The sequence below is a fragment of the Pseudomonas sp. HTZ2 genome (assembly GCF_033173945.1).
In the GTDB taxonomy this organism is placed as follows: domain Bacteria; phylum Pseudomonadota; class Gammaproteobacteria; order Pseudomonadales; family Pseudomonadaceae; genus Aquipseudomonas; species Aquipseudomonas guariconensis.
Genome location: NZ_CP137332.1, coordinates 4,763,967 through 4,787,667, shown reverse-complemented (window position 1 = coordinate 4,787,667; position 23,701 = coordinate 4,763,967). Strand labels below are relative to the sequence as shown.

The following is a 23,701-nucleotide window of genomic DNA, read 5'->3' as shown; positions in this document are numbered from 1 at the left end:
AAAATTTGAAGTGGCTGATTGCCCTGTCCGAAGGCTATGCTAGAGTGCTCGGATAACTCGACAAATAGGCGCTGCCGGAATTCGTCGTCTCAAAGGGAAGGGAGGCCACCACGACGCGACTGGACAGGCCATGCTGGGGCTGTATGCGCTACTTGCTGATCATGCTTTTGGGCTGTGTGCCCCTGTTCGCCGGAGCGGTCGATTTCGACAGCGCCACCCGGTACCTTCCATTGGGTCAAGTCATGCAGGTCTTCGAAGACCGCGATGGCAGCGCCAGCATCACCCAGGTCAGTTCGCCGGCGTTCGCCAGCCGTTTCCGGCAGCATCGTGAGGATGTCCTGAACGCGGGCTATTCCACTTCGGTGTTCTGGCTGAAGATCGACCTGCGCAACATCAGCCCACCTACCGCACCTTCCCGTCAGTGGCTGCTGGAGTTGGCCTATCCACCGCTGGATCACCTGGATCTCTATCTGCCTGATGGCCATGGCAGTTATCGTCTGGTTCAGCGCACAGGCGATGCCTTGCCCTATGCCAGCCGGCAGATCCGCCAGAACAACTCTATTCGAGCTGCCTTTGAACCCAGGTCAGGCGACCACGGCCTACCTGCGTTTGCAAAGCCAGGGATCGATCCAGGCACCGGTGGCGTTATGGTCAACCGAGGCTTACATGGAAGAGCAGCCAACTCGCCTCTATGTACTGGGCATGATCTACGGCGTATTGCTGGTGATGCTGGTTTACAACCTCTTCATTTACCTCAGCGTCCGCGACGTCAGCTACCTGTATTACATCCTCTATATCGCCTCATTCGGGCTCTACCAAGTCTCGGTCAACGGCGCGGGTGTCGCTTATTTTTGGCCGGACAGCCCTTGGTGGGCCAATGCCGCCACGCCGTTGTTCATTGGTGCAGCGGGGCTGTTCGGCTGCCAGTTCGCCCGGCATTTCCTGCAATTAGGCGGCCTCAGCCGTGGCTTCGACCGGCTGTTGCTGGGATTGATGGCCGGTGGAGGGCTGGTCATGGTGCTGGCAGTCACCATGCCCTACGGCCTGGCTTTGCGTATGGCGACGCTGTTGGCGCTGCTGTTCACTGTAAGCATCTTCACCGCCGGGCTTTATGCCTGGTGGCATGGAGTACGGGTGGCGCGCTGGTTCATCATCGCCTGGACCGCGTTCCTCCTGGGCGGGCTGGTCAATACCTTGATGGTGCTCGGTTACCTGCCGAACGTATTCCTGACCATGTATGCCAGCCAACTGGGCTCGGCCTTGGAAGTGGCGTTGCTGTCCCTGGCTCTGGCCGATCGTATCAACAGCCTGCGCGAACAGCAGGCCCAGGCCTTGCGCGACACTGGCCGCACCCTGGAGCAGCTCAACCAGCAACTGGCCCGAAGCAACCGTCTGAAGGACGAGTTCCTGGCCACGGTCACCCATGAGCTGCGTACACCGATGAACGGCGTGATCGGCTCGCTGGAGCTGATGCACACCCTGCCGATGACGGCCGAGCACGCCCAGTATCACCGCACCGCCACAGGTTCCGCCCAGGACATGATGGCTATGGTCGACGACATCCTCGTGCTCACCGAGCTGCAGGCGGGGCGTCTGCGGCCCCATGCCGCGCCCTTCAGCCTGCGCCGGCAGTTGCAGGAGCTGCGGGCAGGCTTCGCCGGGCGTGCCCTGGGCAAAGGCCTGTACCTGAGCCTGGATATCCCAGCGGAGCTGCCCGACGAGCTGCTTGGCGATGCGCAGAAACTGCTGCGCTGCCTGGCCTGTCTGGTGGACAACGGCCTGAAATTCACTCACCAGGGCGGCGTGGTGATTCAGGTGCGGGGGCGCAGGCTCGGGCCAGACAACCTGGCGTTGACCTTCACCGTCAGCGACAGCGGCATTGGCTTCGACGACTTGGACCAGGCCATCCTCTACCAGCGCTTCTTCCAGGTCGATGGCTCGATGACCCGCCGTTATGGGGGGCTGGGCATCGGGTTGTCGATCTGCCGTCAGCTGGGCGAGCTGATTGGCGCCCGCTTGGCCCATGAGTCGACCCGCGGGCTGGGCAGCCGCTTCGAGCTGTCCTTGAACCTGTCCGTAGCCCAGGCGCAATGGCCGTCCGGCCGGTTGGCCTCGGGGGCAATGGGCGGTTAAGGACGGGCGAGTTAGTCGTTTTTGACACTTTGACTGACCTTCAAGGAGTGCTTCACTGGGGCTTTCAGGCATGACCGGATCCAGGGAGCCCCCGATGAACCTGCACCAGTTCGCTGAAACCCACGAAGTCACTAACCAGCCGCCGTCGCTCGACGGCGCCAACCTGTACCGCCTCGACCAGCCATTGCAGGAGTGGTCCCGGCGCTTCGGTGCCGGCTGGGCCGAGTCGCGGATCGACGCCTACGGTGCCTTGGCCGGCGGCCCACTGATGGCTGCGGGTTTTCTGGCCAATGCCCACAAACCGGAGTTCAGCAGTCATGACCGTTATGGTCACCGCATCGACCTGGTGACATTCCATCCGGCCTATCACGAGCTGATGCGCACGGCGGTCGAGCATGGATTGCCTTCTTTGCCCTGGGCCGAACCTCGTCCCGGCGCCCATGTCGCGCGCGCTTCGATGACCTACCTGCACAGCCAGGCAGAAGCAGGCACTGGCTGCCCCCTGACCATGACCTTCGCTGCGGTGCCGGCCTTGAGACTGCAGCCGGAGCTGGCCGAATACTGGTTGCCCAAAGTACTGGCGCGCGAGTACGACCCGCGAAACGTGGGCGACCGGCACAAAGCCGGAGTGACCCTCGGCATGGCCATGACCGAGAAGCAGGGCGGCACCGATGTGCGGGCCAACACCACCCGGGCCTATCCGGTCGGAGCCCCGGGCCCGGGCCAGGCGTACGAGCTGGTCGGCCACAAGTGGTTCTGCTCGGCACCAATGTGCGATGCCTTCCTGACGCTGGCCCAGACCGACAAGGGCTTGAGCTGCTTCCTGCTGCCACGCCACCGCCCCGACGACACGCACAATCAGTTCTATATCCAGCGTCTGAAGAACAAGCTCGGCAACTGCTCCAATGCTTCCAGCGAAGTGGAGTTTCGCGGCGCCCTGGCGTGGATGATCGGTGAAGAGGGGCGTGGAGTGCCGACCATCATCGAAATGGTGGCCATGACTCGTTTCGATTGCATGGTCGGCTCCAGCGCTTTGATGCGACAGGCGCTGACCCAGGCCGCGCACCATTGCGCCCATCGCAAGGTCGGTGGGCGCATGTTGAGCGAACAGCCATTGATGCAGAACGTGCTGGCCGACCTGGCATTGGAAAGCGAAGCGGCACTGGCGTTGAGCCTGCGCATGGGACAGGCGCTGGACCAACTGGACGTTCCACAGCAGGCGCATTTTGCACGCCTGGTGACCGCCGTGGGTAAGTACTGGATCTGCAAACGCGCTCCGGCAATGATCAACGAAGCTGCCGAATGCCTGGGCGGTGCGGGCTACGTGGAGGACAGCATCCTGCCGCGCCTTTACCGCGAGGCACCGGTCAACTCCACGTGGGAGGGCTCGGGCAATGTGCAATGCCTGGATGTGCTGCGCGCTTTGTCCAAAGAGCCGGGCGTGCTCGACGCATTGTTCGCCGAACTTGGCGATGGCCACGGCGACCCGCGCCTGGCGGCGCATATCGGCAACCTGAAGGGCGCATTCGCCGATACCGGTGATATCCAGTACCGCGCCCGGCAACTGACTGAAGACATCGCCGTGGCCTTGCAGGCCAAGTTGTTGATCGAAGCGGGCAATACGACGGTCAGTGACGCCTTCATCGCCAGCCGGTTGGGCGCGGGTGGGCGGGTCTATGGGGCATTGCCAAGGGGTGTCGATGCGCAGGCGTTGGTGGCGCGGGCGACGCCGGTCTGGTCGGCCTGAGGCGCCCTGTTCGCCGGCAGGCCCGCGCCCACAGGGACCCCGTGCGGACCAGGTAGGAGCAGGTGTGTCAGCGGTGAGGGCGAATACGATTGTCAAGGATGTAATTGCAACAGAAGGCAGGCAAGATGGAAGTCATGCATGTCAGAAGACAGGAAGACCAGCGTGAGCCAAGCGTTTGTAGTCGTTGATACACCTGAACAGGCCGTCGATCGTCTGGCGGCCTTGCATGAACAGGCCACCGGCGCCCTCAGCCAGGCCCTCAAGCGCTACCTCAAGGACCGCACCGAGCCGGACGACGACCAGCGGGCGCTGTTTCGTTATCCCGCCCTGCGCCTGACCTACTACAGCCATGGTGAAGTGGCCGCCACCACCCGGGCCTATGCCAAGGTGCAGGTGGCAGGTACCTACAGCGTCACCATCACTCAGCCGGCGGCGTTTCGCGGTTACCTGCTCGAGCAACTGCGACCGCTGATGCACGACTACACCGTGACCCTGGAAGTGGGCGTCAGCGAACAGAACATTCCTTACCCTTATGTGGTCGACCAAGGCGATGAGCTGGCCGGGAGTGGCATCACTGCCGCCGAGCTTGCGCGGGTCTTCCCAAGCACCGACCTGTCGGCGGCCACCGACAACATCGCCGACGGGTTGTGCGACTGGGGCAGCGCCGAAACCCTGCCACTGGCACTGTTCGATGCCGCCCGCGTGGACTTCTCCCTGCGCCGCCTGGTGCATTACACCGGCAGCGACTGGCGGCATGTCCAACCGTGGATCCTGCTGACCAACTACCATCGCTACGTCGACCAATTCATCGGTCATGGCCTGGAGCAACTGCGTCAGGATTCGCGCTTCGTGCGTATGGTCCTGCCGGGCAATGTCATCATCGAAAAGGGCATGGACGACGACGAGACCCAGGCCTTGGTGGCCAGTGTGGTCTGGCACCGTTACCAGATGCCGGCTTACCACCTCATCGCTGCCGATGGCGATGGCATCACTCTGGTCAATATCGGCGTCGGCCCGTCCAATGCCAAGAACATCACCGATCACCTGGCCGTGCTACGCCCGCATTGCTGGCTGATGATCGGCCACTGCGGAGGCCTGCGCCAATCGCAGACCATCGGCGACTATGTGCTCGCCCACGCCTACATGCGTCGCGATGGCATTCTCGATCGGGTGGTGCCGCCGAATATCCCGATCCCGGCCCTGGCCGAAGTGCAGTTGGCACTGCAGGAGGCCGCGGCGCAGGTGACCGGCGAGCGTGGCGAGCAATTGAAAAAGCGCCTGCGCACCGGCACCGTGCTGACCTACGATGACCGCAACTGGGAGCTGCGCTGGGCCCAGGAGCGACCGTTGATCAACCTGTCCCGCGCCGTGGCGGTGGACATGGAGAGCGGCACAATCGCTGCCCAGGGGTATCGCCTGCGGGTGCCTTACGGCACCTTGCTGTGCGTTTCGGACAAACCGCTGCACAGCGAGATCAAGCTGCCGGGGTCGGCCAATGCCTTCTATAACCGTGCGGTCAGTCAACATCTTAAGATCGGCATCGCGGCCCTGGATTTGCTGCGTACCGAGCTCAATTCGCTGCACTCGCGTAAACTGCGCAGCTTCGATGAGCCGCCGTTCCGCTGAGGATCCATGTCCCTGCCACCCCGTTCCAAGCCGCGCCGTCCCCAGGCGCGGCCCACAGGTCCGCGCCGCCAGCCCAAGGCGCCGCCGGCCGAACCCCGCCTTATCCTGTTCAACAAACCCTTCGACGTGCTGACCCAGTTCAGCGATGGCGAAGGGCGCGCGACGCTCAAGGACTACATCGACATTCCTGGCATCTATCCGGCCGGGCGCCTGGACCGTGACAGCGAAGGCCTGCTGTTGTTGACCAATGACGGTCGGCTGCAAGCGCGCATCGCCGATCCCAAGCACAAGTTGCCCAAGACCTATTGGGTGCAGGTGGAAGGTGAGCCGAGCGAGGCGCAACTGCAGCAGTTGCGCGAGGGGGTCGAGCTCAACGATGGGCCGACACTGCCCGCCGAGGCCCGGTTGCTTGAGGAGCCAGTGCTTTGGCCGCGCAATCCACCGGTGCGGTTTCGCAAGAGCGTACCGACTCATTGGCTTGAGCTGGTGATTCGAGAAGGGCGCAACCGCCAGGTGCGACGCATGACGGCGGCAGTGGGGCTGCCCACGCTACGGTTGGTGCGGGTGAGGATCGGCGATTGGGCGCTGGATGGGCTGGAGCAAGGGTGCTGGCGGGAGGTTGCGCCGAAGCTACTTCGTTAGGCGGCTACTGCGCAGCCCATCACAGTCTCTGGCCAGCGCTCCTCCCCGTGCGGCTAGACCCCTTCGAGGAACCCTACCACCACGCTCTTGATGATGAAGGCCAGCACACCCAGGCCCAGGACGAAAAACAGAATCAAGGTGCCGAAGCGGCCTGCCTTGGACTTCTTTGCCAGGTCCCAGACGATGAATCCCATGAAACCGATCAGCACGGTCACCAGAACGATCATCATCCATTCTTCGAATACGGCGGGATCCATCAGTGTTCTCCAGGCAGGCTGAGCGCCGATTATAAGCGGGGCGGCAGGGGACGGTCAGCGCAGATGCGTCAACGGCAGTTCAGTGCTGGCCAGCACTTGGTTGAGCACGAAGCTCGAGCGCACGCTGGTGACGCCTTCGATGCGAGTCAGGCTGCCGAGCAGCAGTTTCTGGTAATGGTCCATATCCGGGACCACGACTTTCAGTTGATAGTCGGCATCCATCCCAGTGACCAGGCTGCATTCGAGCACCTGGGGCAAGTTGCGAATGGCGGCCTCGAAAGTCTCGAAGCGCTCGGGGGTGTGGCGGTCCATGCCGATCAGCACATAGGCGGTCAGGCTAAGGCCGAGCTTCTTGCGGTCCAGCAAGGCTACTTGGCGGGAGATGTAGCCGTCGTCTTCCAGTTGCTTGACCCGCCGTGAGCAAGGGGAGGGGGACAAGCCGATACGTTCGGCCAACTCCTGATTGGAGATGCGGGCGTCGCGCTGCAATTCGGCAAGGATGCTCAGGTCATAGCGGTCGAGCTTGCTCATGGAAATGGCCTTTTCTGTTCGGATTGCTGCGAATTATCAATCCAGGGTTAAAAATTGCGCAAGTGCTATTTATCTGAGCAATATTCGCAATCCTCTGCTCCGCCGCCTCCCGTATCGTTACCAACAGAATCACTGCCCGGACAACAGTCCACGGCGACCGGCCTCAGGAAGGCCGTCGCGGCCAGCCATCCAACAGGATCCGCCAGGCCCCCGGGCTACGCACCGTCCAGAAGACGATGTGAGGTGAGCCGACGCCACAAGCGCCGAGCACGGACGACAATTCCCAAAGGGAGGCCATGGCCTCCCTTTTTTCATGCCCGGAATCATCTGCATCTGCCCTCGCCGCGATAGACTGCATGCAGTTCCAATGCAGTTCTTACCATCGAGAGGGCAACATGAGGTCGCGCATCCGGCAATGGGCAGGTGTTGGTTTGCTGGGCCTGGGCATCAGCCTGGGCGCATGGGCCCAAGGACCAGGCGAGGGGCAGGGCGCGCAGGACCCCAACGGCGCGACCATGGGCCGCTCGCCACTCAATTCGCGTGACGAGGTGCGCCAGACCCAGCCGCCGCGCCAGGGCTACTACCAGGACATCCCCCGGCGCAATGGCGGCTATCACTGGGAAGCGGGTGGGCCTGGGCAGCGTCCAGGTGGAGACTGGCCCGGGCGTCCCGACGGCCATGGCGATGGCTGGGGGCCTGGCCCGCAGTACCATCCCGGACACAGGATCGACCACTTCCCGGACCGTTATTGGAAGGTGCCCCATCAGGGGCAGGACTACTACTATTCCAGCGGCTACTGGTATCGCCCGCAAGGCGGCGCGTATGTGCTGGTAAGGCCACCCTATGGCGTGCGGGTCGGCTACCTGCCGGTCTACGCCCAGGAGGTCTGGTTCGATGGCACGTTGTTCTTCCAGGTCTCGAACACCTATTACCAATACCTGAGCGACAGCCAGGAATATGTGGTGGTCAATCCCCCCAACATCCTGCCCGCGCCGGGGCCGCAGTTGAGTACTGGATATGACGTGATCGCCCATCCGTTGTCCGGGCAAACGCCTCGGCAGCAGAACCAGGACCGTTATGAGTGTCATCGCCAGGCCGTGCAGCAGTCCGGTTTCGATCCGGCCGCGGCGGCCGTCGCGCCACCAGCCCATGTGGCCGATGCCTACCATCGGGTACTGGCCGATTGCCTCAGTGCCCGGGACTACAGCGTGAATTGAAGGCTGCGGACCTGATCGACGGGTTACACCGGATCGGCATGCACCATCACGTCCGCTCGCGGGTAACGCTGGCGGATGGCAGCTGATGCCTGCACGCACAATTCGTGGGCGTCATGCAGTTTCAGCTCGCCGGGAAGCTCCAAGTGAAGTTGGACGAACCAGCGGTTGCCCGATACTCGGGTGCGCAGGTCGTGGGCGCCTTTGACGCCGGGGATGGCGCAGACCAGTTCGAGCATGCGCTCGCCGATATCGGCCGGCAGTTCCTGGTCCATCAGGATCGCCGTGCTCTCGCGGGCGATCTGCACGGCGCTCCAGAGGATATACAGGGCGATCCCCAGACCGAACAAGGCATCCAGTTGTGGCCAGCCAAAGCGCGCCAGCATCAGAGCGAGCAGGATGCTGCCATTGAGCAGCAGATCGGAGCGGTAGTGCAGCGAGTCGGCGCGCACCGCGGTGGAGCCGGTGGCGCGGATGACCTTGCGCTGGAACGTGAGCAAGGCCAGGGTCAGGACAAGCGACAGCAGCATCACTGCGATGCCGGCAGCGGTATCGCCCAGCGGTTGCGGCGATTGCAGGCGATCGACTGCCTGCACGCCGATCAGCACCGCACTGACGCCTACGAACAGCGCCTGGGCCATGCCGGCCAGCGCCTCGGCCTTGCCATGGCCGAAGCGGTGATCGTCGTCGGCCGGGCGCAGGGCGTAGTGCACGGCCAGTAAGTTGAGGAAGGAGGCGACGGCGTCGAGGGCCGAGTCGGTCAGGCCGGCCAGCAGACTGACTGAATCACTCAGCCACCAGGCGACCGCCTTGCTCACGACGAGGATCGTGGCCACGGCCAGGGACGCGCGCGTGGCCAGGCGTAGCAGGCGTTGGTGTTCGGCGCTCGAAGTCATGCCGCAGGTGCGTTCCCTGGATCAGGCGGCCGGTACCAGGCCATAGGCGGCCAACTGCTCGACGCTGCCCCGGTGCTGGATCAGCCGAGGGTCGTTCAGCGGCAGGCGTTGGCCCAGTTCGCTTTCGAGGATAGCTTGCAGCTTGGCCTTGTCGACCTGGCCATCGGCATTGATGGCTGGTTTGAGCTTGACCGGGTCGATGTGGGCGGTGACGCCGGGCGGGTAATAGATGGCCCCGCTGGCGAAGTCGACGCCGAAGGCGATCAGGCCGGGGATGACATAGAACAGAAGACCCACAGCGTCGAGCGCGGCGATCACGGGGTCGATCTTACCTTCGATCTGGCCGCGCCGGTCGGGGTAGAACAGCGTGCCGCAAGCGGTCAGTTGGGTGAGCAGGGTGACGATGAGCGCGCCACCGATGACGCGGGTAGGGATGCGCATTGGGATCTCCGCAAAGTGACCAACGAGGACCAGGCCGGTCGCCTGGTCCTGATGTTTAAGACCATGATAAGGCAGGCTCGGTTCGCCGTTATACTCGGACGACTGTTCGAGGACCACCATGATTTCATTACCAATCGATGCCGTACTGCCCGCTCTGCGTCAAGCCCTGAGCGAGCGCGATGAGGCCGTACTCGAAGCCCCGCCCGGCGCCGGCAAGACCACCCGGGTACCCTTGGCCCTGCTCGATGAGCCCTGGCTGGCCGGGCAGACCATCCTGATGCTCGAACCCCGCCGTCTGGCGGCCCGGGCGGCGGCCGAGCGCCTGGCCAGCGAGCTGGGCGAAAAGGTCGGGGAGACTGTCGGCTACCGCATCCGCCTGGACAGCAAGGTCGGGCCCGATACCCGCATCGAGGTCGTCACTGAAGGCATTCTTACCCGTCGCCTGCAGGCCGACCCTGCGCTGGAGGGGGTGGGTCTGCTGATCTTCGACGAGTTCCACGAGCGCAGCCTGGACGCCGACCTGGCCTTGGCGTTGAGCCTCAATGGCCGGGAACTGCTGCGCGACGAGCCGCCGCTGAAGATTCTACTGATGTCCGCCACCCTGGAAGGTGAGCGGCTGTCGCGCCTGCTCGACGATGCCCCGGTAGTGAGCAGCGAGGGGCGCATGCACCCTGTGGATGTTCGTTGGAGCAGGCCGTATCAGCCAGGCGAGTTCGTCGAGCCGCGGGTGGTCGATTGCGTGCTCCAGGCGCTGGCCGAACAGCCCGGCAGCCTGCTGGTGTTTCTGCCGGGGCAGGCCGAGATTCGGCGGGTCCATCAGTCGCTGCAAGAGGCATTGGGCGAACGCTCGGATGTGCTGCTGTGCCCATTGCATGGCGAACTCGAGCTCACTGCTCAGCGCGCCGCCATCGAGCCTGCGCCCAAGGGCCTGCGCAAGGTGGTGCTGGCCACCAACATCGCCGAGACCAGTCTCACCATCGACGGTGTACGCGTGGTCATTGACGCCGGTCTGGCGCGTGTTCCTCGGTTCGACCCCGGCAGCGGCATGACGCGTCTGGAGACCCAGCGCATTTCTCGCGCCAGCGCTACCCAGCGCGCCGGTCGAGCAGGGCGTCTGGAGCCTGGGGTGTGCTACCGGCTGTGGTCCGAGGCTCAGCACGATCAGTTGCCGGCCCACGGTAGCGCCGAGATCCTCCAGGCCGATCTGGCCGGTCTGGCCCTGCAACTGGCGCGCTGGGGTGTCTGGCCCGATCAGTTGCGTTGGCTGGATCCACCTCCGAGCGCTGCCCACGCCCAGGCCTGCGACCTGCTCGCCCGGTTGGGGGCGTTCAAGCCGGGCAGTCGCGAGAGCCTGAGCGAACACGGCCAGGCCATGGCTGAACTACCTGCGCACCCGCGCATTGCCCATCTGTTATTGCGTGGCCAGGCACTGGGCCTGGCCGACATGGCCTGCGATGTGGCCGCGCTGCTCGGTGAGCGCGACATCCTGCGCGGGGCAGGCGCCGACCTGCACAGCCGGTTGGCCCTGCTCAGCGGCGAGACTAAAGCGACCCGTGGTGGTCAGGGGGGCGTGCAGCGCGCCCGGCAATTGGCGCGCCAGTACCGGGGCCTGCTGCGCGGCATGCGGGGCGCTGCTGTCGTCGATGTCGATCACCCCCGCTGGTTGGGGGCATTGCTGGCGCTGGCCTATCCCGACCGGGTGGCCCAGCAGCGGCGCGAGGGTAGCGCCGAGTACCGATTGGCCAATGGACGCGCGGCGCTGTTCGCCGAGGTGGATGCGCTGATGAAGTGTCCCTGGCTGGTCATCGCGGACTTGGGCAGCCGTCAAGGGCAGCGCGAGGAGCGCATCTACCTGGCAGCTGAGTTCGATCCGGGCCTGTTCGAGGGGGTGCTGGCCGAGCAGGTGGAGACACTCGATGTCCTGGACTGGGACGAACGCGAGCAGGTGCTGCGCGCCGAGCGCCAACGCAAGGTCGGCGAGCTTGTGCTCAGTCGCGAACCCTTGCCAGGGTTGGATGACGAGGCCCGCGCCAAGGCGCTGCTGGTCCTGGTGCGACGCAAGGGTTTGAACCTGCTGAACTGGACACCTGAACTGCGTCAATGGCAGGCGCGGGTCGCGCTGTTGCGTCAGTTGGACATCAACAAGGACGGCCACAGCGAGTGGCCCGATTTGAGTGACGAAGCCCTGCTTGCCAGCCTGGAAAGCTGGCTGCAGCCGTATTTGGGCAAGGTGTCTCGCCTCAGCCACTTCGCCCAGCTGGACCTGCCGTCGATCCTGCGCAACCTGTTGCCCTGGCCGCTTCCGCAGCGCCTGGAGGAGCTGGCCCCTGCGCACCTGACCGTGCCATCCGGCTCGAGCATTCGCCTGGACTACAGCGAGAACCCGCCGATTCTGGCCGTGCGCCTGCAGGAGTTGTTCGGCCTGGCCGATACGCCGCGCATCGCCCAAGGCCGTCAGCAGGTCAAACTGCACCTGCTGTCCCCGGCGCGCCGCCCGGTCCAGGTGACCCAGGATTTGGCCAACTTCTGGCGTACCACCTATGCCGAGGTGAAGAAGGACCTCAAAGGTCGCTATCCCAAGCATTATTGGCCCGACGACCCGCTCGTCGCCGAAGCCACGGCGAGGGCCAAGCCCAGAGGGACCTGATGAGGTCTAGAGGCGCTGCGTGTTGACACGATAGAGCCGGGCGGGCAGTCATCCGGCAGTCATTGCTGCCGGGTGATGATGAATGTTGCGTCCTCCCCGGCTTGCACGTTCAGGTAGACCTGCCATTCGTATGCGATTTTCACGGTGTGCCCCAGGTGATCCCGGATCCGGCAGGTCAGTGTGTTCTCAGTCCATTCCAGCGGCTCGAGTTTCAACACATCAACGTTCGAATCACCCCGGTAAAGCCCGAGATAACCATTGCGGCTGATCTCGACTTGCCTGTTGCTGTCGCCGCCAGTGCCCTTTATGCGGACATGCAGGCGATTAGTCGTTTGCGAGTCGAATGTAATGTTGAAAGTCGTGGCTGTTCCACCCGCCCCGGTAATGAGCCAGCCTTCATTGATGTCGGGGCCTTTGCTCAGTCGCACAGGGGAGAGTGGGAGTGAAGGCGCCCCGTCCCAAAAAAACTGAAACTCCTTCCAGTCGTTGGAAAGACCGTCCCAGTATTTTGTTACCCCATAGCAATGTATGTGGGCGTCGAAAGATCCAGCTGCTGCGATCCAGTTAGTGAAGTCGTTGCTCATGAAAATACTCTGCGGTTCTGTTGATCAAGGGCTCCTGGCCCACGAACAGAACACTACCCAGGCGTCGATCTGGGGCGAAGCAGGAGGTCTTTCCGTGCTTTCACGCTCACCCTGCCTCAATGAGGCACTTTCAGGATGGCCATGAGCGGCAGATGGTCTGAGATCTGCAGCGTGTCCTGTCGCAGTACCTGGGCCTGGATGCGCTGAAGGCGAGGGCTGTGAAGTACATAGTCGAGGGTGCGGTCAGGACCGTTGACTGCCGGGTCGTTGGGGTAGTGGGTGAGCCAGGCGGCGCGCTCGGCACCGCTGGCTTCGGCGTTGCTAGGAATCATCGGGTACTTGTCCCACAACAGGTGCAGGTCGCTGTCGGCCGGGTAGTTGCCGCGCTGTGCCGGCGGCAGGCGACGGTACTGCCCCAGGGGCAGTAGGTTGAGGTCGCCGCCGATCAGCCAGGGCGTGCCTTGGCTTTCCAGGCGATCAAGCACCTTGGCCAGATGCTCTACCTGTCGGCGTTGCAAGTCGCTGCCGGGCTGGTAGGGCGAGAGCCGGGTGTTGAGCACCGCCAGGCGTCCCCCGTCAGCCAGCGGCAGGTAGCTGACCAGCAGTGCCGGCTGGGGGCGTTGCAGGCGGGTCAGGGCATTGCTCGCCGCGTTGGGCAACTGCAGGCGCTCGGCCTTTTCGATCGGGTAGCGGCTGAGGGTGGCCAGGGTGCGGCCAACACTGCCGAAGATATGCCGGTCAGGCACGAAATCGGCTTTCCACTCGTAGGTCTGGACGGTGCAGGGGTAGAGGTCGGCCAAGCGTTCACGCAGCAGCGCCAACTGGTCCTGGTAGCCGGTGGCCTTGGCGTTGTTGTCCAGCTCCTGCAACAGGATGACATCCGGCGTTTCGGCACGGATCACGCGGGTGACTTCGTCGAGATTGAAGGCGAGGTCTTCTGCGCTGGGGCGGGTGTCGCTGCCCTGCCCTTGGTCGTACCAGAACACGTAGCGCTTGCCGGCCAGGTATTGCACGTTCCAGGTCATGACCTTCAGGGGCTGGCCAGGTTGCAGCGACCGGGGGCTGCCTTGGCAGGCGATCGGCAGCGGTTCGCGGGGGGAAGGTTGCCAGCCCAGGTAGTCGGCGAACAGCCAGAGCAGGGGCAACAGCAAGAGCAGGGAGAGCAAGACGTTGCGCAGTAGTCGGATCATCGGCTCGGCTTGTCGGTGCAGGTCGCGCCAGCATAACCGAGCCGTTCGTCGGTCGGCCAGCTTACGACGTTCGTACGACCAAGAACTCGAGGATGTTCCCTTTGTTGACCGTCAGGTGGTGAGGCGAGCTTGCCAGCACTTTCACTTGCTGGCCCTGATGGTCACGAATGCGACAGTGAAGGGTGTTTTCGCTCCAGGCCAGAGGTTCGACCTTCCAGAAGTCGTCGATGTTCGAATACGTGTAGAGGCCCAGGTAACCGTTGCGGCTGATACCCAGTTTTCGGTTCCGGTCGCTGTCGAGCGAAAGCATGAAATTCAACCGGTTCAGGGTCTGGGAGTGATAGTGGAAACGCAGCGTCATGGCTGTCTGCGCGGGGTTCAACCTGAGCCAGCCGTCGTCTGTCGTCCCCTGTTGAAGGGCGCCGGTGCTGCCTAGCGGGGCATAGAACCGGGAGAGATGGCTGACGGGGATCTTCTGGGCGCCATCGAGCGCGAAGAGATGGGCCGAGAAGGAGCGTTCGTCCGCCCAGCTCGGTATAGCAGTGTTGTCGCTCATGCGTTCATCCTCTGAGTGTGGATTGCCAACCCCTGTCCATCGACAGGGGCTGGGTCACTCTAGAGGTCCGCTGATTGAGCAGCAGATCGAAGTCGTTCCCTGAGAGGACTCACTCGTTGAGGCCTCAGGCGAGCGCGTCATTCTCCAGCAGCATGAACAGGCGGTACAGCACCACGCTGCTGAACAGTTGCAGGAAACCGCTGAGGCTATCCAGTGCCAGTTGCACGCCCGGCTGCGGCTCGGGGAAGGCCATCAGCAGCAAGCCGTCGAGCAGCCACAGCGGTGCCAGAACTGCAACGACACAGACCAAGATGCGCATGAAATGCCCGGTGGTCATCCTGGCGCTTTCGCGCATGGCCTGAACCACTGGCAGGCCACGCAAGACCAGCAGGTATTCGGCGAATACCAGATTGATCATGATCCACACGCCCGGGAAGATGAACAGCGCAAGGCCCGCCATGATCAGCAGCGAGCTGATCAGGATCAGCAGCGCCAGCGATGGCCACAACTGCACGGCGCGGGCGAACAGGTTGCGCTTGGCGATGTCCTGGCCGTTGCTGCGGGTATCCATGTAGAGGATCAATGCGGCGCTGTACAGCGGGTAGAACAGCAGGCTGACCAGCATGCCGTAGCCCGCCGAAGCCTGGTCGCCCAACTGGCGATACAGCAGTTGGGTACACAAGGCCTCGAGGATCACCAGCGGCAGGCACAGTTGAAGAATGCTCACCAGGTGGCGGCGGAAGAAATACAAGGAGTCGCGCAGAACGCTCAGCGGATTCATCGGGTCAACATCGCATGGCAGAAAAAGCAGGGCGTAACTTTAGCCCAGTCCACCCCTGGCTGAAAAAAGTTTCACTGTTTTGTCGATTGAATCCCCGGCCGGCGAGCCCCATCTTTGACGCTATCCGATGTATTGCCCAGCGCACGAGGTAGCTCCATGAACACTGAAGAACAAACCCTGATCGACGGCCTGTTCAGTCGCATCAAGCAAGCCGAGGACGCAGGCCAGGCCCGTGATCCCCAGGCCCAGGCGCGTATCGAGGAGCACCTGCGACAGCAGCCGGCAGCGGCCTATTACATGGCCCAGGCGATCCTGGTCCAGGAGGCGGCGATCAAGCGTCTGGATGAGCAGAACAAACAGCTCGAGGCCGAACTCAAGCAAGCCAAGGCGCAAGCCGAGGCCAGCCGAAGCGGCAGTACGGGCGGCGGCTTTCTCTCGAGCTTGTTTGGCTCCGGCTCCCGTGAACCTGTACCCGCGCCGCAGCCACAGCGTCAGGCCGCACCGGCGGCTCCGGCCGGCGGTTGGCGTGAACCCTCGGCCCAGGGCTTCGCCCAGCCACAAGCGCAGCCGGGTTTCAATGCCGCACCAGCCCGCAGTGGGGCCAGCAGTTTCCTTGGCGGCGCCATGCAGACCGCCGCGGGCGTGGCCGGTGGCGTGTTGCTGGCGCAAGGTATCAGCAGCCTGTTCAACCATCATTCCCAGCCTGAGGAGGTGGTCGAGGTGATCAAGGAGGAGCCAGCCCCGGCCAGCGACAGCAGCGGCTGGAACGACCAGCATAGCCAGCAGCAGGTGGCCGACAATGGCTACGATCAGGGCGGCTTCATGGACAGCGACTATGGTAGCGATGGCGGTGGCTTCTTCTCCGACGACGACACCTTCATCTGAGGCCTCTGGCATACTGGCTGGACTTGGGGGCGCACACGGCGCCCCTTTCGCGAAACGAGGCCGATCCCATGGGCAGTCTTCGTTACCCGCGCAACTGCCAGAGAGGTCATGGTGAAGAAGATCGCGCTGTTCGCCGATGTGCAGAACCTCTACTACACCGTGCGCCAGGTGCATGGCTGTCATTTCAACTACGCCGCGCTGTGGGCTGATGTCAGCAGCCAGGGGCAAATCGTCGAGGCGGTGGCCTATGCCATCGACCGCGGCGACAGCAAGCAGCAACAGTTCCAGCAGATCCTGCGCAACCTCGGCTTCGAGGTACGCCTCAAGCCCTTCATCCAGCGCAGCGACGGTTCGGCAAAGGGCGACTGGGACGTGGGCATCACACTCGATGTGATCGATGCCGCCAGCCGTGTCGACCAGGTGGTGCTGGCTTCCGGCGATGGCGACTTCGATCTGCTGATGGAACGGGCCAGCCAACGTCATGGTGTCGAGACGGTGGTCTATGGGGTGCCTGGGCTTACCGCGTTGTCGCTGATCCGGGCGGCCAGCCGATATGTACCGATCGAGGGGCGCCTGCTGTTGCGCCATTGAGGCAGACAGGCTGGAACGCCTCAGGGCTTCCTGCCGTTGCCCTCCAGATGGTCGAGCGGCACTCGCCGCTCGACTGCACTGGACAGGATGATCGATGTCTTGGTGAACCCCAGCTGCGATACCTGGTTGATTAGCGCCTCCAGCTCGTTCATCGACGCTACCGCCGCTTGCATGATCACGCAGGGGTCACCGGTGACGCGATGGCATTCGGTGAGCTGCGGGATGCGGGTCAGCGCATCGTATGCCTGTTGGGTGCCGTGGCTGGCCAAGCGCAGTTCGATCACGCATTGGATCGGCAGGCCGATTTTCTCCAGATCCACCTTGGCGGCATAGCCGGTGATCACCCCACTGGCTTCCAGCTTGGCGACTCGCTCGGCTACGGCGGGTGCTGAAAGGTTCACTTGGCGCGCCAGTTGCGCGTAGGTGGCCCGGCCGTTTTCCAGCAAGGCAGCAAGGAGCATGCGGTCGTACTTGTCCATGAATGATTCCAGTGTGCTTTGCAATCGATGGTAAAGCCCCTGCATAACCATGCATTGCAAAGTGTTTCGGTCATTTAAAGCCGTTTTGTAACTTAAATTTGCGGTGGCGCCTTCTTAAACTAAGTCACCCGTAAACGGATTTCGAGTGTTTTCCCATGCCTGCCTCCCGTCGCTTCCCGTTGTTGCTCATTGGTGCCTTTTTGGCCTTGTACTTGGTCTGGGGCTCGACCTACCTGTTCATCCGTATCGGTGTGGAGTCCTGGCCGCCGATGCTCATGGCTGGGGTACGTTTCGTCATTGCGGGCAGCCTGCTGTACGGGTTCTTGCGTTGGCGGGGTGTGCCGGCGCCGACCTGGCCACAATGGCGGGCGGCCGGGGCGATTGGTTTTTTGCTGCTCAGTTGCGGCAATGGTGGCGTGACGTTGGCCGAGCATGCCGGTGTGGCATCGGGCGTCGCCGCCCTGGCGGTGGCCACTGTGCCGCTGTTCACCCTGGTGTTTGGCCTGTTGTTCGGTCATCGCAATTCGCGGCTTGAATGGGCGGGCATTGCCCTGGGCCTGGTGGGCATCGGCATGCTCAACATGGGCTCGAACCTGCAGGCCAGCCCCATGGGCGCGGCGCTGATTCTGTTCGCGGCCGCGGCCTGGGCCTTTGGTTCGGTGTGGAGCAAGACCCTGCCCTTGCCCCAGGGTGCGATGGCCAGTGCCGCTGAGATGCTCGTTGGCGGTGCCGCCTTGTTGATCGGCAGCGCGCTCAGTGGCGAGCGCCTGACCCAGATGCCGACCGCAGCCGGTTGGGGCGCGCTGGCGTACCTGGTGTTCTTTGGCTCGATCCTGGCCTTCAGTTCCTACATGTACCTGCTCAAGCACGTGCGGCCGGCCGCGGCCACCAGCTATGCCTACGTCAACCCGGCGGTGGCGGTGCTGCTGGGGATCATCTTTGCAGGCGAGCGCATCGGCGCCGAGGAGTGCGTGGCCATGGCGGTGATCATCGGCGCGGTGGTGCTGATCGGCTTGCCGCAATGGCGCAAGGCGCCCGAGCCGCCGGCGCCGCTCAAAGAGCAGGTGTGCAAGTAACCTCGCGGTATCGTGAGCGCGGCAATGCGTCCACAGGGGCAGCGTTGGTTGCGGTAAACTGCCGCCTTCGCTGAACCCCCTGACGGTATTGCCATGAATTTCGCCAAACTCGGCCTGATCGAACCCTTGCTGCGCACTTTGCAGCACCTGGACTACACCACCCCAACCCCCGTCCAGGCCCAGGCCATCCCTGCCGTGCTGGCCGGCCGCGACCTGATGGCCGCCGCCCAGACCGGCACCGGCAAGACGGCCGGCTTTGCCTTGCCGGTGCTGCAACGCCTGGCCCTGGAAGGCGCCAAGGTCGCCAGCAACTCGATCCGTGCCTTGGTGCTGGTGCCGACGCGTGAGCTGGCCGAGCAGGTCCATGCCAATATCCGTGAATACGCCGAAAACCTGCCGGTGAGCACCTATGCGGTGTACGGCGGCGTCAGTCTCAATCCGCAGATGATGCGCCTGCGCCGTGGCGTCGACCTACTGGTGGCCACTCCGGGGCGCTTGCTCGATCTGTTCCGCCAGAACGCTGTCAAGTTCGGCCAGGTGCAGACCCTGGTGCTCGACGAGGCTGATCGCATGCTGGACCTGGGCTTTGCCGAGGAACTGCAAGCTGTCTATGCCGCCTTGCCACGCAAACGCCAGACGTTGCTGTTCTCCGCTACCTTCTCCGACCAGATCCGCATGCTGGCCGGGCTTGCCTTGAATGATCCGCTGAGCATCGAAGTCAGCCCGCGCAATACCACGGCCAGTACCGTGAAGCAGTGGTTGGTGCCGGTGGACAAGAAGCGCAAGGCCGACCTGTTCTGTCACCTGCTGCGCAAGCAGCGCTGGAAGCAGGTGCTGGTGTTTGCCAAGACGCGCAATGGTGTCGACCAGTTGGTGGAGCGGTTGCTCGCCGAGGGCGTCAATGCCGACGGTATCCATGGTGACCGTCCGCAGGCCACCCGCCAGCGGGCACTGGACACCTTCAAGGCCCGTGAGATCCAAGTGCTGGTGGCAACCGATGTCGCTGCCCGTGGCCTGGATATCGACGACTTGCCGTTGGTGGTCAACCTCGATCTGCCGATCGTGGCCGAAGACTATGTGCACCGCATCGGGCGCACCGGACGTGCAGGAAACAAGGGCGAGGCGATTTCGCTGGTGTGCGCCGATGAAGTGCAATTGCTGGCGGCCATCGAGGTGTTGATTCGCCAGACCTTGCCGCGACACGAAGAACCGGACTTCATCCCCGATCACCGCGTGCCGATGACCGACGCCAATGGCCAGGTCGTGAAGAAGCCGAAAAAGCCCAAGAAACCGAAGGAGAACAGCGCCAAGCGTGGCTTGGGGCGCTGGATGGACAGTGCCGAGTCGAGTTTCTCGGAGCCTTCGGTCAAACCGGTGCGCAAGGTGCCGAGTTTCAACAGCGGGCCGCGCAAGCGCAAGCCGTGAGGCCTGGGGGGCCGTAAAGCGGCCCCCTCAACGTTTCAACGACACCGAGCCAGCCAATCCACCACCGCCTTGCCTGCCCGCAATCCGCTGGCAAAACAGGCCGTCAGCAGATATCCGCCGGTAGGCGCCTCCCAATCGAGCATCTCCCCTGCGCAGAAAACCCCCGGCAGTTGCTTGAGCATCAAACCGCTGTCCAGCGCTTCGAAGCGCACGCCACCGGCGCTGCTGATCGCCTCATCCAATGGCCTTGGCCGCACCAATTCGATCGGCAAGGCCTTGATCGCCCGCGCCAGCGCTTGGGGATCAGCGAAGGTCGCTTGATCGGTCAGCTCCCGCAGCAATGCTGCCTTGACCCCCTCGATGCCCAGTTGGCCTTGCAGGTGCTTGGCCATCGAGCGAGAGCCACGGGGTTTGGCCAGGGCCTGGACGATTTTATCCACAGGGCGGTCCGGCAGCAGGTCGAGCAGCAGCCTGCCCCGGCCATCTCGGTTGATGGCCTCGCGCACCGCCGCTGACCAGGCATATACCAGGCTGCCTTCGACGCCTTGGGCGGTGAGGATGAACTCGCCCTTGCGCGGGGCGCTGCCGGGTACGCTCAGGGCAATATTCTTCAGCGGTGCGCCGGCGAACTTGTCCTTGAGCAGTTGGCTCCAGCCCTGAACCTCGAAACCACAGTTGCTCGGTTGCAGCGGTGAGATATCCACACCCCGCTCAGCCAGCAACGATTGCCACGTACCGTCGGAGCCCAGGCGCGCCCAACTGCCGCCACCCAGGGCCAGCACCACGGCATCGGCTTGCACCTGCAGCTCGCCCTGTGGATAAGCGATCCGCAAGGTGCCGTCGCTGTTCCAGCCTAACCAGCGGTGGCGGGTGTGGATAACCACGCCGCGCTCGCGCAGGCGCTTGAGCCAGGCGCGCAGCAGCGGTGCAGCTTTCATGTCACGGGGGAACACCCGACCTGAGGTGCCGACAAAGGTGTCGATGCCCAAGCCGTGAATCCACTGGCGCAGGGCGTCGGCATCGAAGTCGTGTAGCAGCGCGTCGATTTTGTCCTGACGCTCGGCATAGCGGGAGATGAATGCGGGATAAGGCTCGGAGTGGGTGATGTTCATGCCGCCAACGCCGGCCAGCAGGAACTTGCGGCCCACCGATGGCATGGCATCGAAGACCTGCACCGCCAGGCCGGCATTGGCCAATGCCTCGGCCGCCATCAGGCCGGCGGGGCCGCCACCGATGACGGCGACGAGGGGAGGGGAGGCGTGATGTTGATCGGGCATGGTGGGCGGCAGGCTGTGGAAAATAGCCGGCATTCTACCCCAGCGAGGCCTGTCCAAGCACTGATCAGAAAATGATCAGGTCCTTGTGGGGTAGACGGTTAAAGGCCTGCAGAGGCTTTCCCGCAGGTTATCCACAGGCGGTTCCACAGTCATTGTGCACAACCCAGCAACCGCGCCGCGCTGTGATGAAGAATGCCATGGCGCCTGGCCAGGGCTTCGCGGTCTTTGCTGTAGCCACCGCCGATCACGCCGACCACTGGAATGTCCCGGCCCAGGCAATGACGCATCACGCGTTCATCCCGGGCGGCCAGCCCTTCGTCGGTCAGTTGCAGGTATCCCAGGGCATCGTCCTTGTGAACATCCACGCCGGCGTCATACAGCACCAGATCGGGCTGGTACAGCGGCAGCAAGTAGTTGAGCGCGTCATCCACGACCTTCAGATACGCCGTGTCGCCCATCCCGCGGGGCAGGGGGATATCCCAGTCGCTCTGGGCTTTGCGCGCTGGGAAGTTCTGCTCGCAGTGCAGCGACACGGTGATCGCCTCCGGGGTGTCGTGGAGGATGCGTGCGGTGCCATCGCCCTGGTGCACGTCGCAGTCGAAGATCAGCACCCGATGCACCCGCCCGGCCTCGAGCAGGTAACGGCTGATCACCGCCAGGTCGTTGAAGATGCAAAACCCTGCCGGGTGGTCGTAGTGGGCATGATGGGTGCCACCCGCCAGGTGGCAGGCGATGCCATCGCGCAAGGCCATTTCGGCGGTCAGCAGCGAGCCGCCCACGGCCCGTACCGTACGCCGGGCCAGCGCCTCGCTCCAGGGCAGGCCCAGGCGTCGCTGGTCTTCTCGGGACAGCTCGCCCTGCATGTAGCGCTCGATGTAGCTGCGGTCATGGGCTAAGGCGAGGATGTCGTTGGGGCAGATGTCCGGGCGCAGCAATTGCTCGTCCGCGACCAGGCCGCTGTCGACCAGGTGATCGCGCAGCAGGCGGAACTTATCCATGGGGAAGCGATGCTCGGGTGGGAAGTCCGGGCTGTAGTCGTCGTGGTAGATCAGCGGCAACGGCATGGAAGGAATCGCGGTGAGGGCCAAGAATTGATCTTGCCAGCAGTCGCAGTGGGACGCCATCGCGGGCAGACGGTGCGCAGCCAGACACCGCCGGCACAATGTCCAGGCGATGTATCCAGTCGCCGGCAATCGTAGGGTCGCCGCGCACTACTTGCCGGCGCTGGCCAGCACCCGCTGCCAGTCGGGCTCGTTCATGCGTCCAAGGATCCGCGCCTTGCCGTTGCTGTCCACCGAGACGAACAGGGCGCTGGCATAGCCGCTTTCGCGTTCTCCCCCGAGTACATGCAATTGACGCTGGAAGTGATCGATGCAGCCGTTGTGGGTGACCAGCACCAAGTTATGACCAGGGCGCTTGCGGGCGAGGGCTTCGGCAGGAAACTGGCTGTCGCAGTTTTCCAGCCAGTCTTCACTGGGCACGGCCTGGCCGAGAATGAAGTGTGCGGTCTGGCGGGTTCGCAGCTTGGGGCTGCTGTACTGATCGGCGGTACCCAGGCCCAGTTGCTGCAGGCCTTGACCGACGCGCATCGCAGCCTGGCTACCGGCGACGGTGATCCCGGTCGGGTCGTCCAGGCACGGGCCGGGCGCGCTGTCGCAGCGCTCGGCGTGGCGAATCATCACGATCACCGTTCCCTGCGCCCAATCCTGCAGCAGCCCGCTGTCGCTCAGCTGTTGCTCGTTGCCAAGGTCCACGATGTGCGTCCTCGTCGAAAGCCAGGTGGTCAGGCCGGCCAGCGTCAACAGCAGGCCTGCGGCTGCGGCAATTGCCTTGCGTAAGTAACGGCGTCGTTTGGGGGGCGTGTGTACGGCGGGGTTTTGCAAGGTGTTGCTCGGGTGCATGCTTGACTCCAATGACAGGACGCAGCCGTGGGCTGCGGCGTATGGCGGCATTGTGCGAAGCGGGCTGTTGGAGGCCGGTGAAGTGCGTGTGAAAATTGCATTCACAGTGCCAACGGCGCGCTGGCGCCTACGCTTTACAGTGCATGACCGCGAATTCGGAGCACCCTGATGACCCCTATCCTCGAACTGGAAAGCGCACGGCTTGTGTTGCGCCAATGGCAGGACGACGATCTGCGTGAGTTCGCCGCGCTGTGCGCCGACCCGCAGGTGATGCGCTATTTTCCGGCACCGATGACGCGCCTTGAGTCCGCGGCGCTGATCGGGCGGATACGTGGCCATTTCAATGAATACGGTTTTGGCCTATGGGCCTTGGAGCGTAAGGACAGCGGCGCCTTCATCGGCATGACGGGGCTGCTCAATGTCAATTTCGACGCCCCTTTCGGCCCTGCCGTGGAGATCGGCTGGCGCCTGGCGCGGCGTCATTGGGGCCTGGGCTTTGCCAGCGAGGCGGCGTGGACCTGCCTGCGTTGTGCTTTCGCCCAATTGCACCTGGATGAAGTGGTGTCGTTCACAACCGAGGGCAACCTGCCGTCGCAGAAGGTCATGCAGGCCATCGGCATGGTCCAGGACCTTGCCGGCAGTTTCGAGCACCCCCGCCTGGCCGCCGGCCACCCCCTGCGCCCTCATGTGCTGTACCGCATCGATCGCGCGCGGTGGCAACAGACCTTGCGTGGCTGAATGGCACGCCATGCAGGGTGCGAATGACAAACCCTGTATCATTTGCCCGCATGAGAGCGCCGTAGAGCCGTGATGCCTTGCTAG

At 63.6% G+C, this 23,701-nt stretch carries 22 protein-coding genes and 1 pseudogene; 11 read left to right on the top strand and 12 right to left on the bottom strand.

What is annotated here, in order from left to right:
* The first annotated feature begins 143 nt into the window (after positions 1-143).
* The 4 genes and pseudogenes from R6G97_RS22215 to R6G97_RS22200 all read left to right on the top strand — a co-directional run bounded on the left by R6G97_RS22215 (position 144) and on the right by R6G97_RS22200 (position 6,148).
* Positions 144-2,133: pseudogene (locus R6G97_RS22215) on the top strand (sensor histidine kinase).
* 94 nt (positions 2,134-2,227) lie between these two features.
* Complete coding sequence (locus R6G97_RS22210) at positions 2,228-3,880, top strand: acyl-CoA dehydrogenase family protein (RefSeq protein WP_317847539.1); 1,653 nt, start codon at positions 2,228-2,230, stop codon at positions 3,878-3,880.
* 138 nt (positions 3,881-4,018) lie between these two features.
* A complete protein-coding gene (amn, locus tag R6G97_RS22205; RefSeq protein WP_167358127.1) occupies positions 4,019-5,506 on the top strand; it encodes an AMP nucleosidase in 1,488 nt (495 codons plus the stop codon).
* A gap of 6 nt (positions 5,507-5,512) precedes the next feature.
* On the top strand, positions 5,513-6,148 hold the full coding sequence (locus R6G97_RS22200) for a pseudouridine synthase (RefSeq protein WP_043211222.1): 636 nt from the start codon (positions 5,513-5,515) through the stop codon (positions 6,146-6,148).
* 53 nt (positions 6,149-6,201) lie between these two features.
* On the opposite strand, the gene R6G97_RS22195 is transcribed toward R6G97_RS22200, so the two are convergent.
* The gene (locus R6G97_RS22195) at positions 6,202-6,405 is read right to left on the bottom strand and encodes a DUF2788 domain-containing protein (RefSeq protein ID WP_023378567.1); all 204 of its coding nucleotides are present in this window, start codon (positions 6,403-6,405) and stop codon (positions 6,202-6,204) included.
* Between the two features lie 54 nt (positions 6,406-6,459).
* Positions 6,460-6,936 (bottom strand): Lrp/AsnC family transcriptional regulator, encoded by a 477-nt coding sequence (locus tag R6G97_RS22190; protein ID WP_003249795.1) that lies wholly within the window; start codon positions 6,934-6,936, stop codon positions 6,460-6,462.
* A gap of 395 nt (positions 6,937-7,331) precedes the next feature.
* Between R6G97_RS22190 and R6G97_RS22185 the strand changes: the two genes are divergently transcribed.
* Complete coding sequence (locus tag R6G97_RS22185; RefSeq protein ID WP_317847538.1) at positions 7,332-8,153, top strand: DUF6515 family protein; 822 nt, start codon at positions 7,332-7,334, stop codon at positions 8,151-8,153.
* Between the two features lie 23 nt (positions 8,154-8,176).
* Here R6G97_RS22185 and R6G97_RS22180 read toward each other — a convergent pair whose 3' ends face one another.
* Positions 8,177-9,046: a cation diffusion facilitator family transporter gene (locus R6G97_RS22180; protein WP_317847537.1), complete on the bottom strand. Its 870-nt coding sequence runs from the start codon at positions 9,044-9,046 to the stop codon at positions 8,177-8,179.
* Between the two features lie 21 nt (positions 9,047-9,067).
* Positions 9,068-9,487, bottom strand: a complete 420-nt coding sequence (locus tag R6G97_RS22175) for a hypothetical protein (RefSeq protein WP_043211235.1) — start codon at positions 9,485-9,487, stop codon at positions 9,068-9,070.
* A gap of 118 nt (positions 9,488-9,605) precedes the next feature.
* On the opposite strand from R6G97_RS22175, the gene hrpB reads away from it, so the two are divergent.
* The gene (gene hrpB, locus R6G97_RS22170; RefSeq protein ID WP_317847536.1) at positions 9,606-12,134 is read left to right on the top strand and encodes an ATP-dependent helicase HrpB; all 2,529 of its coding nucleotides are present in this window, start codon (positions 9,606-9,608) and stop codon (positions 12,132-12,134) included.
* 59 nt (positions 12,135-12,193) lie between these two features.
* On the opposite strand, the gene R6G97_RS22165 is transcribed toward hrpB, so the two are convergent.
* The 4 genes from R6G97_RS22165 to R6G97_RS22150 all read right to left on the bottom strand — a co-directional run bounded on the left by R6G97_RS22165 (position 12,194) and on the right by R6G97_RS22150 (position 15,245).
* Positions 12,194-12,718, bottom strand: coding sequence for a hypothetical protein (locus R6G97_RS22165; protein WP_317847535.1), 525 nt, complete (start codon positions 12,716-12,718; stop codon positions 12,194-12,196).
* A gap of 116 nt (positions 12,719-12,834) precedes the next feature.
* Positions 12,835-13,908: an endonuclease/exonuclease/phosphatase family protein gene (locus tag R6G97_RS22160; protein WP_102082026.1), complete on the bottom strand. Its 1,074-nt coding sequence runs from the start codon at positions 13,906-13,908 to the stop codon at positions 12,835-12,837.
* A gap of 61 nt (positions 13,909-13,969) precedes the next feature.
* Positions 13,970-14,464 (bottom strand): hypothetical protein, encoded by a 495-nt coding sequence (locus R6G97_RS22155; protein ID WP_197853405.1) that lies wholly within the window; start codon positions 14,462-14,464, stop codon positions 13,970-13,972.
* A 124-nt stretch (positions 14,465-14,588) separates the two neighbouring features.
* Positions 14,589-15,245, bottom strand: coding sequence for a YciC family protein (locus R6G97_RS22150; RefSeq protein ID WP_090346781.1), 657 nt, complete (start codon positions 15,243-15,245; stop codon positions 14,589-14,591).
* Between the two features lie 156 nt (positions 15,246-15,401).
* Between R6G97_RS22150 and R6G97_RS22145 the strand changes: the two genes are divergently transcribed.
* Positions 15,402-16,130, top strand: coding sequence for a DUF2076 domain-containing protein (locus tag R6G97_RS22145; protein ID WP_043211228.1), 729 nt, complete (start codon positions 15,402-15,404; stop codon positions 16,128-16,130).
* A 108-nt stretch (positions 16,131-16,238) separates the two neighbouring features.
* Positions 16,239-16,721 carry an NYN domain-containing protein gene (locus R6G97_RS22140; RefSeq protein ID WP_177343708.1) on the top strand — a complete coding sequence of 161 codons (483 nt, stop codon included), beginning with the start codon at positions 16,239-16,241 and terminating at the stop codon, positions 16,719-16,721.
* A 20-nt stretch (positions 16,722-16,741) separates the two neighbouring features.
* On the opposite strand, the gene R6G97_RS22135 is transcribed toward R6G97_RS22140, so the two are convergent.
* Positions 16,742-17,200 carry an Lrp/AsnC family transcriptional regulator gene (locus tag R6G97_RS22135; protein ID WP_043211229.1) on the bottom strand — a complete coding sequence of 153 codons (459 nt, stop codon included), beginning with the start codon at positions 17,198-17,200 and terminating at the stop codon, positions 16,742-16,744.
* Positions 17,201-17,355: 155 nt separating this feature from the next.
* Here R6G97_RS22135 and yedA point away from each other — a divergent pair, with 155 nt between their 5' ends.
* A complete protein-coding gene (gene yedA / locus R6G97_RS22130; RefSeq protein WP_043211230.1) occupies positions 17,356-18,276 on the top strand; it encodes a drug/metabolite exporter YedA in 921 nt (306 codons plus the stop codon).
* Between the two features lie 93 nt (positions 18,277-18,369).
* Positions 18,370-19,701 carry a DEAD/DEAH box helicase gene (locus R6G97_RS22125; RefSeq protein WP_102082023.1) on the top strand — a complete coding sequence of 444 codons (1,332 nt, stop codon included), beginning with the start codon at positions 18,370-18,372 and terminating at the stop codon, positions 19,699-19,701.
* 35 nt (positions 19,702-19,736) lie between these two features.
* On the opposite strand, the gene R6G97_RS22120 is transcribed toward R6G97_RS22125, so the two are convergent.
* From R6G97_RS22120 to R6G97_RS22110, 3 genes are all read right to left on the bottom strand, one after another.
* The gene (locus R6G97_RS22120) at positions 19,737-20,978 is read right to left on the bottom strand and encodes a TIGR03862 family flavoprotein (RefSeq protein WP_182816486.1); all 1,242 of its coding nucleotides are present in this window, start codon (positions 20,976-20,978) and stop codon (positions 19,737-19,739) included.
* A 149-nt stretch (positions 20,979-21,127) separates the two neighbouring features.
* Positions 21,128-22,042 carry a histone deacetylase family protein gene (locus R6G97_RS22115; RefSeq protein WP_317848174.1) on the bottom strand — a complete coding sequence of 305 codons (915 nt, stop codon included), beginning with the start codon at positions 22,040-22,042 and terminating at the stop codon, positions 21,128-21,130.
* A gap of 147 nt (positions 22,043-22,189) precedes the next feature.
* Complete coding sequence (locus R6G97_RS22110) at positions 22,190-22,879, bottom strand: histidine phosphatase family protein (RefSeq protein WP_090346777.1); 690 nt, start codon at positions 22,877-22,879, stop codon at positions 22,190-22,192.
* A 168-nt stretch (positions 22,880-23,047) separates the two neighbouring features.
* Here R6G97_RS22110 and R6G97_RS22105 point away from each other — a divergent pair, with 168 nt between their 5' ends.
* Complete coding sequence (locus R6G97_RS22105; protein ID WP_070576566.1) at positions 23,048-23,617, top strand: GNAT family N-acetyltransferase; 570 nt, start codon at positions 23,048-23,050, stop codon at positions 23,615-23,617.
* Positions 23,618-23,701: the final 84 nt, after the last annotated feature.

What these genes read in the sequence shown, in the direction of transcription:
- R6G97_RS22210 (WP_317847539.1), top strand. Translation starts at nt 2,228, where the DNA reads ATGAACCTGCACCAGTTCGCTGAAACCCACGAAGTCACTAACCAGCCG.
- amn (WP_167358127.1), top strand. Translation starts at nt 4,019, where the DNA reads ATGTCAGAAGACAGGAAGACCAGCGTGAGCCAAGCGTTTGTAGTCGTT.
- R6G97_RS22200 (WP_043211222.1), top strand. Translation starts at nt 5,513, where the DNA reads ATGTCCCTGCCACCCCGTTCCAAGCCGCGCCGTCCCCAGGCGCGGCCC.
- R6G97_RS22195 (WP_023378567.1), bottom strand. Translation starts at nt 6,405, where the DNA reads ATGGATCCCGCCGTATTCGAAGAATGGATGATGATCGTTCTGGTGACC.
- R6G97_RS22190 (WP_003249795.1), bottom strand. Translation starts at nt 6,936, where the DNA reads ATGAGCAAGCTCGACCGCTATGACCTGAGCATCCTTGCCGAATTGCAG.
- R6G97_RS22185 (WP_317847538.1), top strand. Translation starts at nt 7,332, where the DNA reads ATGAGGTCGCGCATCCGGCAATGGGCAGGTGTTGGTTTGCTGGGCCTG.
- R6G97_RS22180 (WP_317847537.1), bottom strand. Translation starts at nt 9,046, where the DNA reads ATGACTTCGAGCGCCGAACACCAACGCCTGCTACGCCTGGCCACGCGC.
- R6G97_RS22175 (WP_043211235.1), bottom strand. Translation starts at nt 9,487, where the DNA reads ATGCGCATCCCTACCCGCGTCATCGGTGGCGCGCTCATCGTCACCCTG.
- hrpB (WP_317847536.1), top strand. Translation starts at nt 9,606, where the DNA reads ATGATTTCATTACCAATCGATGCCGTACTGCCCGCTCTGCGTCAAGCC.
- R6G97_RS22165 (WP_317847535.1), bottom strand. Translation starts at nt 12,718, where the DNA reads ATGAGCAACGACTTCACTAACTGGATCGCAGCAGCTGGATCTTTCGAC.
- R6G97_RS22160 (WP_102082026.1), bottom strand. Translation starts at nt 13,908, where the DNA reads ATGATCCGACTACTGCGCAACGTCTTGCTCTCCCTGCTCTTGCTGTTG.
- R6G97_RS22155 (WP_197853405.1), bottom strand. Translation starts at nt 14,464, where the DNA reads ATGAGCGACAACACTGCTATACCGAGCTGGGCGGACGAACGCTCCTTC.
- R6G97_RS22150 (WP_090346781.1), bottom strand. Translation starts at nt 15,245, where the DNA reads ATGAATCCGCTGAGCGTTCTGCGCGACTCCTTGTATTTCTTCCGCCGC.
- R6G97_RS22145 (WP_043211228.1), top strand. Translation starts at nt 15,402, where the DNA reads ATGAACACTGAAGAACAAACCCTGATCGACGGCCTGTTCAGTCGCATC.
- R6G97_RS22140 (WP_177343708.1), top strand. Translation starts at nt 16,239, where the DNA reads ATGGTGAAGAAGATCGCGCTGTTCGCCGATGTGCAGAACCTCTACTAC.
- R6G97_RS22135 (WP_043211229.1), bottom strand. Translation starts at nt 17,200, where the DNA reads ATGGACAAGTACGACCGCATGCTCCTTGCTGCCTTGCTGGAAAACGGC.
- yedA (WP_043211230.1), top strand. Translation starts at nt 17,356, where the DNA reads ATGCCTGCCTCCCGTCGCTTCCCGTTGTTGCTCATTGGTGCCTTTTTG.
- R6G97_RS22125 (WP_102082023.1), top strand. Translation starts at nt 18,370, where the DNA reads ATGAATTTCGCCAAACTCGGCCTGATCGAACCCTTGCTGCGCACTTTG.
- R6G97_RS22120 (WP_182816486.1), bottom strand. Translation starts at nt 20,978, where the DNA reads ATGCCCGATCAACATCACGCCTCCCCTCCCCTCGTCGCCGTCATCGGT.
- R6G97_RS22115 (WP_317848174.1), bottom strand. Translation starts at nt 22,042, where the DNA reads ATGCCGTTGCCGCTGATCTACCACGACGACTACAGCCCGGACTTCCCA.
- R6G97_RS22110 (WP_090346777.1), bottom strand. Translation starts at nt 22,879, where the DNA reads ATGCACCCGAGCAACACCTTGCAAAACCCCGCCGTACACACGCCCCCC.
- R6G97_RS22105 (WP_070576566.1), top strand. Translation starts at nt 23,048, where the DNA reads ATGACCCCTATCCTCGAACTGGAAAGCGCACGGCTTGTGTTGCGCCAA.